Source organism: Acinetobacter sp. SM34, from assembly GCF_022012365.1.
Taxonomy (GTDB): domain Bacteria; phylum Pseudomonadota; class Gammaproteobacteria; order Pseudomonadales; family Moraxellaceae; genus Acinetobacter.
The window spans coordinates 1-14,050 of record NZ_JAKLTP010000026.1 but is presented as its reverse complement, the minus strand read 5'-3'; the positions used below and the strand labels follow the sequence as shown (position 1 = coordinate 14,050).

Below are 14,050 nucleotides of genomic sequence, written 5' to 3'. Positions count from 1 at the left end.
AATTCGACTTTGTTTGATGTGTACCATGCCGAAAGAGATGCGTGGCATTGCCTTCATCTGTGGTGCTGTTTTACAACGTGAATACGATTTGGATAAATCAGAGATAGAGCAGTTTTCATCGGTTTTAGAGAGAAAAAATCGTCTAATCTATAACAGTGTTCCGAATAATATTGCCGAAAATAAACAGGACTCAGTGCCAGTGTATGAATTGGTGCAGATCCCTTATACGGCTGAACAGCGCAAGCAAAAAAAGATCCCTCAAACACAGGCACAGGGCTGGACGTGGCGATTGCATAAAAAGTTTATTGAGCTGAAAAAAGAACAGATCACAAACGTTTTTAAGAGACATCAGAAAAATTCTAAGCAGCCCCATGTACAGGATGAAGCAGTACAGAAAGAATTGCAAAAATTATGGCTTTTATCTCGATTCCGTGGGGTCCGTCAGGATATTTTTAACTTAAATCGAACCATTCTTACACTGTACCTCTCTTACTTTAATCGGAAATCACCGATTAAACTTGAAGTACCCAGCTACATTATTAAAAACAAACGTTTAGCGAACAGTTTTAAAGAAATGGTGTGTTTTCATGCAAAAAGATGATGTGTTTTTTAAAGATTTCTCCAATGGATTTATCGTGGCCGGTTTGGCTTTTACCGTATTTTTTGCAACGGTCCTTTTTTTGGAGTTGGCCATAGGCTCAATCTTTAATATTGAACCGTCCCAAGGCCGAATTTCTTTGGCCGTTGGATTTTTTATGGCGGTTGGAGTGGGTTTTTTCCTATTTTCTAAAAATAAAATAGGCAATAAAGTAGGTGGTATCGCTGTAACAGCAATACTTTCAGCAATTTTTTTAAGTTTGAAATTCTATTATTTTTAGGAAAATTAAAGATGAAAAAATATGGTGTTGAAATTGTTGATAGACCGAAGATTAGACCTACCAAAATGCTTGATTTGTCAGGAAACGAAGGTGAAAAGATCATTAAATTACTGACAGAAAAGATATTAATTCGTCATCAGAAAGCGTTCCAGCGACTGTCTAATATGTGATTTTCGAAGCGATTTATCACATGAAAACTAGGCAAATGCTATTTTTGATCGTCATTTATCACATAAAAACATGTTTTTGAAATTCAAGTTGTTGATTTATTTAAATAATTAAATATTGAAAAATATTTTTTATAAATTTTACTAAAATTGGTTCAAAATTCAAAACATGGTTTTTACTTAATGTATTGATATTTAACATTATTTTTATTTTGGTATTTTTGAATATTTATTCTCGACTATCTTTTTGACTGAATTTAGTCCTATTTTAAAAATTAATAAATTATTTAAAAACAGTATCCTATGTTTATAAATTTTTCATTTAGCACATGAAAACTTAAAAATCTCTTTTTTTGATGTCATTTAGCACATGAAAACATGTTTGATAAAAAACAGCCTAACATCTAGGCTGCGTATAAGGTGTATTATGTTAATTTTAGAAATACTGAAATCTTACCTATTTTGTATTCTTTTTAAACGTTATAGGAAAGATCTAACAATGTTTTAGCATAGGTCTCTGCATTAGATCTCATACTCTTTTTAGTAATAACAAATATCCAGTAAAAAGGCATAAATATGCTAAGACCTAAAGTTAGCCAAAGAGCTAATTTTACAGTTTTCGAGAACTCAATAATTAGATTTAATTCATAAGTTTCATATGGATAGTGAACTTTAAATAGAATGAAGAGTATAATTAAAATTAAAATACATAGAATAATAGCTAACCACTTCAACCCTAAACTGTTTCGAAAAAAACCATACGCTATATTCTCATTCAACAAAATTTTGTACTCATCTCCACGAGTATTATTTCTTAACCAAGTAACAGCTTCATTATATTTTTGATCTGCCTGATCTGGATCAATGTTTTCTTGTGCTAATGAAGGCAAAGATATCTCAGACTTTTGAGCCAGTAATCCATGGATCTTTTCTTTCTTTACTAAACTTAACGTTGAATCGCTATGTCTCAAGAATTGAGTAGTAGGAAATCCTCCCCATTCTTTTAAAATTTTGCTCTCAACTCTACGTCCTAAAGACCTAGCAAAAAGTGAAAAAAGATAAATTACAATCAAACCAACCAAAAAACCCACCACAATATTTGCAACTAGAAATTCATTCCAATTAAAGTATGAAGCAATCAAAGCCATTAATGGAAGTCCAGCTATACATGCAGGTAAAAATCTTGCTTTTAAAGTGTATTCGTCAACAAAAGCCAAAATACTTTCCATACAAACCTTTTCTTTTTAAATTAATGCCTTATTAAAGCATAAGGTTAATAAATTACTACTAGGTTTTAAGCATGATAGATGGGTTTGAGATTGAGTTTTTAACTGTAGGTGATACAGGGCGTAGTGGAGACTGTATTTTAGTTCGATACAGGGAAGATGGAAGATATAAAATACTTGCCTATGATGGAGGGGTAAAATCCTCTGGAGAAGCTATGGTTAGGCATATCCAAGAATATTATCAAACTGACACGGTTGATTTTCTTGTTAATAGCCATCCAGATAACGATCATGCATCTGGTCTATCAGTTGTCTTAGAGAAATTAAAAGTCAAAGAGCTATGGATGCATCGTCCTTGGTTATATTGTGATGAAATCTGTCACTATTTCAAAGACGGACGGATAACAAATAATAGTCTTGCTAGACGATTCCAAGAAAAAATGTCGGCTGCTTATAGGTTAGAAGTTCTAGCAACAGAACGTGATATTCCAATTAAAGAGCCATTTTATGGTGAATTTATTGGTCCATTCCAAGTTCTTTCACCAGAAAGAAATTGGTATATTCATGAGCTTGTTCAAGAATTTAATAAAACACCTGAACAAAAAAATAATTTAAATACTGAAGATTTCAGAGGTTTTCTTCATGAATCAATACAAAAAATATTTGAAAATTGGGATAAAGAAACCCTTAAAAATAATGTGACAACAAGTGCGGAAAATGAAAGTAGTGTTATTTTATTCGCCAATATGCATAACAATAGAGTTCTGTTAACAGGTGATGCTGGAGTCAGGGCTCTTACACAGGCCTTAGATAATGCAGAATATTTAGGATTAAATATTCAAAACTGCGATTTTGTACAGATGCCACATCATGGTAGTAGACATAATGTTTCTCCTGAAGTGTTAGATAGGCTATTAGGACCAAGAGTTTCTAAGGGATTTACTCCAACAAAAATAAGTTATGTATCTGTCGGTCCTAAATCAAAAACACATCCGCGGCAAGCTGTAGTAAATGCCTTTATTAGAAGAGGATATAAAGTCTATAAAACAACTAGGGCTAATGGAGTAATTAAGCACCATAGAGGTCTTTCAAAAAGAGAGGGCTGGGTGAGCATAACCGAAGTCCCATTCCTAGAAAAAGTAGATGCCTAACACATTGAATGTTCTATATACAAAAGCACCCTTTAGAGTGCTTTTGTATATAGAACTGTATTTAACATAAAATTTCTTATACAAATGATTTTACGTTAAATCTTAGCTAGGCAGAACTTTCATTCTGCATAGCTATAAAAAATTTAATTATGATTGTGTTGGATTACTTTTCTAATCGAAAATTTGAGACCATCAAATGTTTTGATTCCGTCTAAAACAGCGAATCGGATAGGAACATTAACCTTTTTATAATCTCTGAAAGTCATTTTAATCTTAATAATAACTTTCTCTTCATCTTGTAGAGAATATGCTTTTACTATCCCATAGTAATCAGCTTCTTTCCCTTTAATACCATCTGAGTGAAAGTTATCTTTTCGAACATCTTGACCACTAGTAAGGCTTTTCCCTGCATGATTATACCCACCATCAGCAGTTATAAATGCATGATCTAGTACATCTCCTCCATCTTCTTTTTCTAAGTTTTCAACACAATTACGAAGATTATTCTTTTGTAAATCAGGTAACTTACCTAGTTTTCGTATGGCTATCTGTATTTTATCAATCGCTTTTTCAGACTCTTGACGAGGAAAAATACCATTTAAGTCAGCACCAATAATTAAATGTTCATTTTTAAAGTCAAAAGCAATGAAATCATAGGCATTCATTGAGTATTGAACAACTTTAATTAAATCAATGATTTCTTCGTTATCTACAGGGTCTATTTTAGGAATTTCATCTTGTATTCGAATATTATCTCTACGGTTTCTAGCACTTTTTAAATATACAACTTTAAAATCGCTATCTTCAACAACAAGGCTTGTTTCAGTTAAATCATGATTAAGATCTTCATAATTAAAAACAGCTTTATTATCACCTAACACAAAAAAATCATTAGGTTGTTGTAATAATTTAAATAGTTGATCTAAATTTTTCTGTGAAAGGCTGTAGAAGTAAGCTCTTTTATTATTAAATTGAATATGATCATTCAGTTGTTTACCTACAACTTGGTGTGCTTGTTTGAGCTGTTTTTTTACATCACCTGATTCTAAGTTTTTGATTTTAGAAGAAAGTGACTTGAAGGTATTAGAATTATCAAAACCTATATTAGCAAATTGGGTATTAAGTTCACCACACAAGGCACCACGACGCTTGAGTAGATCAATTTTGAATAAAATATTTGCTTTTAAAGCATCAATTTCATCATCAGGGTTAGCTTGTTTAGTCATAAATATCTCTCAGAATAATGTGTAAATACTATTTTTTAGCCGATTAAATATTCATGGGTATAAATTTTTATTTTTCAATTATTTTTATATTTTTTAATACTTTTTTTTGAATTATGAAAAAAATGGGAGCTTAAGCTTCCATTTTTTTATGTCAAATTTCTAACTCACTATGACTGCCCAATCTGACTAACTTTAAGATTAAAAGTTCATCTTCTTCTGTTTTCTTATAAATCAAAACAAGATCAGGTTTGATATGACAATCACGATGCCCCACCCAATTGCTGACTAAGGCATGATCTCTATACTTTTCAGGCAATGCTTCATCAGCTTGCAATAACTCTAAAACAGTTTGTAGATCAGCATCTACAGTGTTTCGATGCTGTCCCTTTTTCTCACGTTTATAATCTTTTTTAAATGCAGAGGTGTATTTAATCGTCCGCATTTAGATCTGCCATTAAATCAGCTACAGATGTAAAGGATTTAGCATGAGCTAAGTCTTCGTTCATTGCTGCAATGGTTTCAGCATTCGGTTGCCATAATTCAAAAGGCAAAGATTTATCTTTAGCAATTTTAGTTAGCATTAAGCGTACAGCATCAGAAACGGTTAAACCCATTGATGCCAATACTTCTGATGCTTCAAGTTTAATACTTTCATTAATCCGAGTGGTGACAAGTGCATTTGAAGCCATTTTAAACTCCGAGTGATTAACATTGTTAATCACTCTATTCTATGCTTAAAACTACAGTGTTTCAATATGAGAATTTTAGGGACGAATTTCGCACAAAGAAAAAATTTCAATTAATTTAGAATTTTCGTTGTAGATTGAGCTTTTAAGCGACGAGACTCTTCTAATTTGGTCTTTATCATTTGGTAGGCATGATCTAAGAATAGGGTTAGTAGTTTGATTCCAAACTGAATAAAGATTTGTTTCATTTTAAGATTCCTATATAAATTGAAGAAATTCCAATTTTCACGAACCATAATATTTCCTCTAAATCGGGAAATCAATGTTTTTCTGAAAATCATGCTAAAATAATTTTATTTATGATTAGAGTTCAACATGATTAATCAATCAAATTATAATTTTTCAACGACTGTTTCTCATGTTACTGGGGCATTACTTCACTGTTTGAGAGAGTTTGAAGGTATAACGCAGACCTCACTAGCTGAAAATACTGGAATGAGTACATCTGGATTATCTAAGTTAGAGAAAGGAGAAACTAATATTAGTATTGAACAGATATTTATATTGGGTGGGCAATTTAAATTGAAATCTTCTGAATTTATGGTGTTACTTGAGGACTCAATTGAACTTATTAATAAAAAGGGAATATTTGTTGCGAACACAAAAAGTAAAGCAGTACAGATTGATAAAACAAATAATGTACCAGTAGTTATGGGAGTTAGTGGAGTAATAGCTGCAGCTGCTACAGGATCTGCAGTTACTGCATTAGGAATAGCCGTACTATCAGGAATATTTGCTCAGAATTCTAATGATTCTCTTAAAAAGCAGAAAGAGGTACAAGAAAAAAATGAACTCCAACTATTAACTGATATAGGTACTTTGAAAAACATTATTCAATCATCAATTTTTGAAAAGCTAAATGAACGAAAAAATAATTAATTAATAAGATTTCCTAAAATTAACATAATGCACGTTATACGAAATTAAAAAATGGAGCCTAAAGCTCCATTTTTTAATAACTTTTTAAATTGCTAAGCGCAAATTCAGTGCTTTTACAACTTTAATCACCGTATCAAAACTAGGGTTCACATCACCAGAAAGTGCTTTGTAAAGACTTTCTCGGCCTAGACCTGTATCTCGTGATAATTGAGCCATTCCTTTAGCTTTAGCAATGTTACCTAAAGCTTTAGCAATGAATGCGGCATCACCATTAGATTCTTCGATACATGCTTGTAAGTAAGCCTGCATATCTTCTTCTGTTTTAAGATGCTCAGCACTGTCCCATTTGCGAAGTTTAATAGCCATTTATAGCTCCTCCTCTAAATCTTGTGCCAATTGCAGGGCAAGTTTTATATCTTTACTTTGCGTAGACTTATCTCCGCCTGCTAAAAGAATAACAACCCTTTGCCCTTGTTTGCAGTAGTAAATCCTATAGCCTGGTCCAAAGAAGAAACGTAATTCAGAGACACCTTCACCAACTGGTTCAGTATCTCCAAAGTTTCCATCTTCAACCCGATCAATTCGGACTTGTATGCGTCTTTTTGCCTGTTGGTCTTTTAACTTGGTGAACCAGTCATCAAAGACTTCAGTGGTATATATTGAGTACATAAGTAAAATGTATCCTATAGGATACATTTATGCAAGAAATAAACTTGGTTTTGGGGAGCCTGAAACGCTGAATTTCGTATAAGCACCATTATGTTAAATGGGAAATAAACATAAGTGAGATACAGACATTTTTTCTTTATACTGAAGTAATTTTTTGATTCGAATAAGATTTCTATTATGACTGAGGGAAAGGCTTTACTGTTACAGGCAAAAGTTACTGATAAAGATTTAGATACTTTCGAGAGCAAACTCTTAAATTTGTGCCAACAATATTTTTTAGATCCATTAAAGTCAGATCTTTTAATACCTAGTCGTTTAAAAGACATTATAAAAAAATATGAAGAAAAACAAAGACTAAGTAAATTTGAAGAAGTATATATTCATGAGTATATGCTCAGATCTTTAAGCGGTTTCCTGCCAGACTTTCAGAAAAAAATTAGACATAAAGTTGAATTAGAAAGAGTAGCTGAGGAAAAAATTCGTCAGGAGAAGTTGAGACTGGAAGCTATTGAAAAACAAAAGTTGCTTGAGTCAGATCCTGTTTATATTGCAAAGCAAAAAGAAAAAGCATTACTAAAAAAATACGACATTAATGAATATCTATCAGGGGCATCACCTACAGAGCTTTCTGAAATTTTGAATAAGCTAGAAAATGAAACAAGACTTTCTCAAGATGAGGCTGTTTGGTTAAATACAATAGGTAAAAAATTCTTTACTGCCAAAGTTCGTCATAAATTTCATCGATTAGAAGCTAATTATTATTTGCAGGAATATGCAAAGAACACCAAGAACATTTGGAATGCTATTAATGCTAGCAGTCAATTAAGAAAGTGTAAGGAAAGTGTTGAAGCAGAAGAATTTTTAGAAAAAATTTCCACTAATGGTATCAAGGATAAAAAATTATTATCTGCATATTTCACTACTCTTGGTGGAGTTAGACGTGATCTTCGCAAGGTTAACGTCGCCATTGATAATGCATCCAAAGCTCATAATTTAACTCCAGATAATTATCGTCCTTGTACTTTATTAGGCGCTATTTATATGGAAACATATCAATATACACTTGGGCATGAGTGGTATGAAAAAGCTAGTGAACGAGGTGCAACAAATCAATCAATTAATGCTGATCTTAAAAGCATTATCTCTAAGATGGATAAAGCTAAACGTAATGAAATGATTGAACATTTATTGAAGTTAGATCCTCACGCATACTCATGGCTAAAGTCTCTAAAAACAGCCGTAGTAAACAAGCCTACAAGTAAACAAAATAAAGTTGAGCAGTCAGTAAAAGCTCAGAAAAAAGCTTCGCCACCACAGCCAAAGAAGAATGCTCAAAATAAGCAGCCTAAAAATTCTGAAAAAAGTTTAAAGGCCCTTTTAGAACAGGGAGCTAAGGCACACAATTTAAACCAGCCAGTGAGCCTATCAAAACCCTCATGCATGAAGCCAAAGAAGAAATAATTTATTATTGAGTTTCGCTAAAATTAACATAATACACCTTATGCGAAATCAAAAAAGGGAGCTGTAAGCTCCCTTTTTTACTAATTTTTTTCAATTTTTAGATGTCAATCTAGGCTTCAATAAATTAAGCACCTAAACGCATTAATTTCTCTTGAATCGCATCGCTTACAAAAGCATTAAGAGAATTATCACTTGATGCTAAAACAGCTTTACGGTGTAACTCAGGACTAATACGGACATTAAATGTACCTTTGAATGGCTGATCGGGTTTTTTACCTAATTCAGCACAAGACTCTAAATATCCATCGACAGATTCCTGAAAAGCTTGTTCAAGAGTTTTTAATGTTTCTGCTTCATAAGTGATGAGATCACGGATAAATGCAAGCTTTCCAAATAACTCACCTGTTTCAAGATCAGGTTCAATTGTACCTAGATAACCTTTGTATTTTAAATAGCTCATAAAAATCCCTCCTGCTTGAGTGCCTGTTTTACAGATTTCAAAGCCCCACCTTTGATTTCATTTTCAGGGTGTGGCCTGTGCAGTAAAATCATGTGTTCAGTTTTCGTATTAAAAAAACGGACACGAGAGCCTGCCATTTCAAATTTTTCATAGCCGAGCTGATTCAGTAAAACGACTAAATCTTTATACGGAAATGTATTTTTTGAATTTCCAAATTTTTCCAGTAACTTTTCCGTTTTACCCATACTTCAGCCCTACTGCTATTGCAACTAAGTATAGTTACTTTTAAATAATAATTGCAACTATATTTAGTTGCAATTTCGTATAACAGCCATTATGTTAAATGCATCAAAAACTTATCTAGACGAATGAAGTTATACAAGATAGTGTTTTAGCGGTTAAAATTTTTAAGATTATGAAAAGATGGAAAAAATAGTATTTTTACCAGGTGCATCTGGAAACCTTGATTTTTGGAAACCTTTGATTGAGTTTTTACCAGAAAAATATGAAAAACAAATTATTGGCTATCCTGGTTTTGGAAATATTGCGGAGGATACTAGCTTAAAGAATTTTAGTGATTTAGAAGAATACGTTACAGGGAAAATTAATTCAGAATCTATTCTAATTGCCCAATCAATGGGAGGCATTTTTGCTGTTAATAAAGCATTTACCGATGCTAGTCTAATCAAAGGTCTTGTTTTAATAGCAACATCAGGAGGAATCGATTTAACTCCATTCAACGTCCAAGACTGGAGAACTGAATACCAAGAACAGTATCCAAGATATCCCGAATGGTTTATGACAACAAATGTAAATTACGATGAGTATTTGGAAAAAATTAATATTCCGACTTTACTAATTTGGGGAGATGCTGATCCTATTAGCCCAGTAGCTGTAGGAACATATTTAAACACTAAATTAAAAGGTTCTACTTTAAAAATTATTAGTAATGGTAAGCATAATTTGGCTGAAGAACATGCTAAAGAAGTTAGTGTTTATATCAATCAATTTTTAGAAGCCATTTCTTAATTTTTCTAAAATTAACATAATGCAGATTATACGAAATGCTTGAATTTTTCCTATAAGCATCAATATCTTATCCGAAACCATGACGGGGTTCAGCGCACTGTCATGGTTTCTTTGTGATTTTTCACGTTCCACGACTATTCTTTGATCAATGTTTCACAACTTTGATTAGCATACCTAAACAAGTCTCTTAGCCATTCGGCAAGAAAAACCGGCTTAACCACCCTCTTTTCGGCTCCTCCGGCTCTACCTGCTCCGGTACTGGAATCCGCTTATTTTCCGTCTGCTCTGGAGTAGTCAATCCCTCATGTTTGGCTTCTGCTTTGTCCGGTTCTGGAGTTGTTTTGGCCATGCTTGGCAGCGGTTCTTGATCGGTAAACGTAGTCATATTGGCTGTGGGAGGCTTCATTTCGATGAGCGTTAGAAGCGTATCTATACGAGCGTTCGCCTTGGATTCACGATCTTCGGCTTTTTCTAACTGTTTTTTTAGGAAGTCGATTTGGCTTTTCAGTTCTACCACTGTTTTATCAGTGTATTCAGGTGTATTTTGATTTTGTATTGAAGACGTATCAATACGTTTTGCCTGTTTTGCTCCAAAAGGCTCACCATAGACACGAAGTAGTTCTGAAAAATCTATAGAACCATCATGGTCACGACTTAACACACCATTTTTTATATCTTTATATAGTGTAGCTCTAGATTTTTTATACAGTGTTGCAGCATCACTAACACTGTATTTTGTAGCTGTATTCATAGTGTATTGCTGTGTATTTTGAAAATGTATTGGAGAATACAATATGTGTATTCTCCAATACACTCAAGCTTTAAAGCCAAGGTTTTGTAGGTGAGGTAAAAACTGCTTTTGTTGTATTGGATCTCTCAGCATTTCTTTGATTTTTGCTGCTAAGCTCTCATAGCTTTCATTGCCATTTGCTAAGTTTGAAAATTCAGGTAGTCGTGAAAGCTGATTGCCAAACATATTGATTTGAGCATCTGTCATTTGGTGGAATGTTACTTGGGATGTTTTTGTTAATTCATGTTGAGCTGGTATTGCTTTTGATTTAATTCGGAATTGAATATCTGTGATAACTCTACCTTTTTTGAATTGGTCATAGTCAACGGTAATATTGGTATGTTTATTAATTTCACTTACTGCTCTGTCTAAGACATTAGATTTAAAGTTAGACATAGTTGAATATTCAGTCGCATCCAGCCCTAATTTTGATCTAAGATCGTTAATACTATATTTCTCAGTTTTTGCTACATTCAACCATTTAATTAATAGCTCATATAGTCTGATGCTATATTTACTCTTAAAGTCAGACACTTGTTCTATATGGTATTTTGTGAATTGTTCGCTTAATCGGCTAATTAAGCTGATAACTTCGTTACTAAGGTATAAAACGATAAGGCCACTAGAATCTACATAGGTCACTTTGTTTACCCAATTTGCTGTAGTAAGAGCTTCTTGGCCCTTATATCTATCTAAATAACTAAACTCCCTTCTTTTTAGTGTTTTCGCTGCCTCTCTAAGCAAGCCATAGGCATTATTACTATCTACTTTAAATTGATGAACGTAGTCACTTACGAATACTTCTATTGGTGTATCAGATGTGAGATTAGAAGACTCTCTAGCTCCAACTATGGCCAAGAGCATAATACGTTGCTCTATGAGTGATAAGTTGAAAGAGGCATCGATAAGAGCATTATCCTTAACAACTAATTTATTGTTATTTGTCATGATATGAAGCTTATTAATTCATTTAACTAGGTTATATTCTATATATTTTAAATAGTCAATAATCCAACTATTTAAATACCCCTTAAACCTATCTTTATCACCCCTTAAACCTATCTTTATCACCCCTTAAACCTATCTTTATCACCCCTTAAACCTATCTTTATCACCCCTTAAACTATTGCAACTAAAGGCTTACAGCATCTCTAAAAGCATTTAAAAACTTAAAAAATAATTAAAAGCACTGGGAATGAAAAATTGCCCTTGGTTTTCGCTACGCTCAAACTCTATTGAATCTCGCTTTCGCTCGATTCGTGGGGCAATTTTTTGGCTCTTCCAGTTGTGGCTTTCAGAAAAAGCAAAGGCAAGAGCAAAAGCAACTCGGAATTCGCTTCGCTCATAAAGCTTTTTACTCGCTACGCTCGATCTAGGCTCCATTTTCTGCATGTGATTTACGCTTATTTAGGCTGTGAAGCCTAAAAAGCTGTTTTTCAGGGAGTCTAGGCGCGAATTTTCATTGGTCGCTCGTAGACACTCGCTCTAAATTTGCGATTGAGAGGCTTATATTCGCGTTTTTAGCCTGTTTACAATATTTTTCTTGGGGTGTGATCATAATTTTAAAAAGTAGCCTTAAAACGTAAATCAGCGCATTTTGGCGTTAAGGAAAAACCTGCACACTTATGTGTGCAGGTTTTAAGGTTAGAAAAGGATATTAGGTTTTAAGTAATACCTAGTGTTTGAAAAACATTTATTTAATTACAAGTACTTAAATAAGTCTGAAAATTTCAGCTTAATCAAAACTTTTTTTGAGAGCTACCAACTCTCCGCAATCACCACAATTGCTATTTTTTCTTACTGATTTACACAACCGCTATAGCGATAAACGCTATATATTCGGCGGGCCTTTCATTACTCATTGCTACGCTTACGTTTTTATTCGCTCGAATAGCCCTGCTCCCGACTTAAAAGTCGCTTTACTCAGCACCTCTCCCGCCCTCTAAAAATATTATTTCATTTAACAGTCACCAACTAATAAACTTATCAAAAATAATATCTTAGCGAACTTCCCGCATTAGTCTTAATTGTCAATTTGATGCCCGACTTCTTGCTTTCGCTCAAGTCTTACTCGTTACACTCGTCTCTTCCGTTAGCTCTTCATGGGGAGTTGTTCCAAGATCCCACTTACAGCTGACTAAAGACTCTTTAGATTTATCGTGCAATCAAAATTTTCAGCAAAGCATCTATCAGGTTCTACTGTAGATGCCGTTACAGGCTTAAGCTATTCGACGAATCTTGCTTATGTATTTACAAGTACCCGATGTCCATGACCCTTTTAGAATCTGACACCTGACAGTTTTTCTCTGTCTTGATCGCCTTTCGGCTCAACTTTAGTCGCCCACCTGTGCTGCACCCATCTCAAAATTACTCATGAAAAAGGCAGTCATCTTAACGTCAAAATATTCCGTTATTTCAACTCTGACTTCAATTAAAACAGGGTTTTGCTTTGTCACCAAAGCTCCCGTGTCTACGTCGCCCAACAACTCTTATTTTGTTCAATGTATTGATTGGGTAGAAAAAGAGAATTTCACTCTTTAGCCCCCTTCGCAGCCGCACCAGCGGACGTTAGTCAGCATGCAGCTACACCGAATGACAAAAAATTGGTTAGATTTTTCGTCCGGTTGGATTTAGTAAGAAAAATGTCATCGGCGGCGGTAACTCGCCGATGCAAAAAATAGGCAAGTTCCAAGATCCGCATGACATTTTGATGATCATGCTCAAAAAATTGAGAACAGATTTAAGAATTTGTGAAAAAAATATCAGCAAATTTTTCGGATACAGACATGACGAAAGAGCACAAAGCATTTTTAAAAAATGAATGTGTCAGCGATCAGCTGTTAATTTTCTGGAGGGATTGCTCCGATTGCGCTCGGATCACGGTTCAACACGTTTTAAGTTGTGACCAACTCAAAATGAATCGCTTTGAACACCCTCAGCATAGCAGAAACTGTGCAAAATACAAATCGCAAGGAACAACCATATATGCCATTACCATCACCTGAAAAATTGCCTGCTCCGCAGGCTTATAAAACACGATTTAAAAGGCTTCCGATAGGATTACTATTTTTCTAGAAAATGCGCTATATTCACCCGATAGGATTACCATATTTTGAAGGCGTGGCGATGATCTATTTTTGTGTAAAAACGGATGAGTATTTAAGAGATATTCTTGATCGTGTCAGCTTGGGTTCGGAGTATTTTTGTCAAATTGATGTGCCTCTAAACAAGGCTGAAAGTATTATTCAGAAATTCACACAACGCTATGCGCTTGACCAAACGGCACGGCAAAGAAACTATCGTCTGCAGAAAAAACCGGTGGTCGATTTGATTGTGCTCCTCAATCAGAGTTTGTATTCGGCAGAGAA

The 14,050-nt window shown here is 33.9% G+C and carries 18 protein-coding genes and 1 pseudogene; 7 read left to right on the top strand and 12 right to left on the bottom strand.

Translation table 11 applies throughout. The features are described from left to right. On the top strand, positions 1–601 hold a 601-nt coding region (locus LZZ98_RS15230), incomplete at its 5' end, for a hypothetical protein (protein WP_237788569.1). Beyond that, on the top strand, positions 588–878 hold the full coding sequence (locus LZZ98_RS15225) for a hypothetical protein (protein WP_237788568.1): 291 nt from the start codon (positions 588–590) through the stop codon (positions 876–878). The genes LZZ98_RS15230 and LZZ98_RS15225, both read left to right, overlap by 14 nt. 640 nt (positions 879–1,518) lie before the next feature. Here the strand turns inward: LZZ98_RS15225 and LZZ98_RS15220 are convergent. Beyond that, positions 1,519–2,274, bottom strand: coding sequence for a hypothetical protein (locus tag LZZ98_RS15220; protein WP_237788567.1), 756 nt, complete (start codon positions 2,272–2,274; stop codon positions 1,519–1,521). A gap of 71 nt (positions 2,275–2,345) precedes the next feature. On the opposite strand from LZZ98_RS15220, the gene LZZ98_RS15215 reads away from it, so the two are divergent. Then, positions 2,346–3,422: a ComEC/Rec2 family competence protein gene (locus LZZ98_RS15215; protein ID WP_237788566.1), complete on the top strand. Its 1,077-nt coding sequence runs from the start codon at positions 2,346–2,348 to the stop codon at positions 3,420–3,422. A 143-nt stretch (positions 3,423–3,565) separates the two neighbouring features. Here LZZ98_RS15215 and LZZ98_RS15210 read toward each other — a convergent pair whose 3' ends face one another. The 3 genes from LZZ98_RS15210 to LZZ98_RS15200 all read right to left on the bottom strand — a co-directional run bounded on the left by LZZ98_RS15210 (position 3,566) and on the right by LZZ98_RS15200 (position 5,337). Next, on the bottom strand, positions 3,566–4,648 hold the full coding sequence (locus tag LZZ98_RS15210; RefSeq protein WP_237788565.1) for a hypothetical protein: 1,083 nt from the start codon (positions 4,646–4,648) through the stop codon (positions 3,566–3,568). Positions 4,649–4,799: 151 nt separating this feature from the next. After that, positions 4,800–5,090 (bottom strand): type II toxin-antitoxin system YafQ family toxin, encoded by a 291-nt coding sequence (locus LZZ98_RS15205; RefSeq protein WP_237788564.1) that lies wholly within the window; start codon positions 5,088–5,090, stop codon positions 4,800–4,802. After that, positions 5,077–5,337: a type II toxin-antitoxin system RelB/DinJ family antitoxin gene (locus LZZ98_RS15200; RefSeq protein ID WP_237788563.1), complete on the bottom strand. Its 261-nt coding sequence runs from the start codon at positions 5,335–5,337 to the stop codon at positions 5,077–5,079. The genes LZZ98_RS15205 and LZZ98_RS15200 overlap by 14 nt, the downstream gene beginning before the upstream one ends. Before the next feature lie 372 nt (positions 5,338–5,709). On the opposite strand from LZZ98_RS15200, the gene LZZ98_RS15195 reads away from it, so the two are divergent. After that, positions 5,710–6,273, top strand: coding sequence for a helix-turn-helix domain-containing protein (locus tag LZZ98_RS15195; RefSeq protein WP_237788562.1), 564 nt, complete (start codon positions 5,710–5,712; stop codon positions 6,271–6,273). Between the two features lie 84 nt (positions 6,274–6,357). On the opposite strand, the gene LZZ98_RS15190 is transcribed toward LZZ98_RS15195, so the two are convergent. Both LZZ98_RS15190 and LZZ98_RS15185 read right to left on the bottom strand, forming a co-directional pair. Then, positions 6,358–6,639 carry an addiction module antidote protein gene (locus tag LZZ98_RS15190; protein WP_067865280.1) on the bottom strand — a complete coding sequence of 94 codons (282 nt, stop codon included), beginning with the start codon at positions 6,637–6,639 and terminating at the stop codon, positions 6,358–6,360. Continuing rightward, complete coding sequence (locus LZZ98_RS15185) at positions 6,640–6,942, bottom strand: type II toxin-antitoxin system RelE/ParE family toxin (protein WP_000286964.1); 303 nt, start codon at positions 6,940–6,942, stop codon at positions 6,640–6,642. It abuts the gene before it with no gap. Positions 6,943–7,119: 177 nt separating this feature from the next. On the opposite strand from LZZ98_RS15185, the gene LZZ98_RS15180 reads away from it, so the two are divergent. Continuing rightward, the gene (locus tag LZZ98_RS15180; RefSeq protein WP_237788561.1) at positions 7,120–8,403 is read left to right on the top strand and encodes a hypothetical protein; all 1,284 of its coding nucleotides are present in this window, start codon (positions 7,120–7,122) and stop codon (positions 8,401–8,403) included. A 124-nt stretch (positions 8,404–8,527) separates the two neighbouring features. Here the strand turns inward: LZZ98_RS15180 and LZZ98_RS15175 are convergent, their stop codons facing one another. Both LZZ98_RS15175 and LZZ98_RS15170 read right to left on the bottom strand, forming a co-directional pair. After that, complete coding sequence (locus LZZ98_RS15175; RefSeq protein WP_035270373.1) at positions 8,528–8,863, bottom strand: type II toxin-antitoxin system HicB family antitoxin; 336 nt, start codon at positions 8,861–8,863, stop codon at positions 8,528–8,530. Then, positions 8,860–9,108, bottom strand: a complete 249-nt coding sequence (locus LZZ98_RS15170; protein ID WP_044425274.1) for a type II toxin-antitoxin system HicA family toxin — start codon at positions 9,106–9,108, stop codon at positions 8,860–8,862. The genes LZZ98_RS15175 and LZZ98_RS15170 overlap by 4 nt, the downstream gene beginning before the upstream one ends. Positions 9,109–9,286: 178 nt before the next feature. On the opposite strand from LZZ98_RS15170, the gene LZZ98_RS15165 reads away from it, so the two are divergent. Beyond that, entirely contained in the window at positions 9,287–9,892 is a 606-nt protein-coding gene (locus LZZ98_RS15165) for an alpha/beta fold hydrolase (protein WP_087696031.1), read from the top strand. Between the two features lie 187 nt (positions 9,893–10,079). Here the strand turns inward: LZZ98_RS15165 and LZZ98_RS15160 are convergent, their stop codons facing one another. The 4 genes from LZZ98_RS15160 to LZZ98_RS15540 all read right to left on the bottom strand — a co-directional run bounded on the left by LZZ98_RS15160 (position 10,080) and on the right by LZZ98_RS15540 (position 13,138). Then, on the bottom strand, positions 10,080–10,643 hold the full coding sequence (locus LZZ98_RS15160) for a plasmid replication DNA-binding protein (RefSeq protein WP_237788560.1): 564 nt from the start codon (positions 10,641–10,643) through the stop codon (positions 10,080–10,082). A gap of 63 nt (positions 10,644–10,706) precedes the next feature. Further along, positions 10,707–11,630 carry a replication initiation protein RepM gene (gene repM / locus LZZ98_RS15155; protein ID WP_005268335.1) on the bottom strand — a complete coding sequence of 308 codons (924 nt, stop codon included), beginning with the start codon at positions 11,628–11,630 and terminating at the stop codon, positions 10,707–10,709. Positions 11,631–11,843: 213 nt separating this feature from the next. Beyond that, the gene (locus LZZ98_RS15150) at positions 11,844–12,074 is read right to left on the bottom strand and encodes a hypothetical protein (RefSeq protein ID WP_237788559.1); all 231 of its coding nucleotides are present in this window, start codon (positions 12,072–12,074) and stop codon (positions 11,844–11,846) included. Between the two features lie 941 nt (positions 12,075–13,015). Further along, positions 13,016–13,138 carry a hypothetical protein gene (locus tag LZZ98_RS15540; RefSeq protein ID WP_269091882.1) on the bottom strand — a complete coding sequence of 41 codons (123 nt, stop codon included), beginning with the start codon at positions 13,136–13,138 and terminating at the stop codon, positions 13,016–13,018. 670 nt (positions 13,139–13,808) lie between these two features. On the opposite strand from LZZ98_RS15540, the pseudogene LZZ98_RS15145 reads away from it, so the two are divergent. After that, a pseudogene (locus tag LZZ98_RS15145) lies at positions 13,809–14,050 on the top strand (hypothetical protein); the annotation flags it as partial.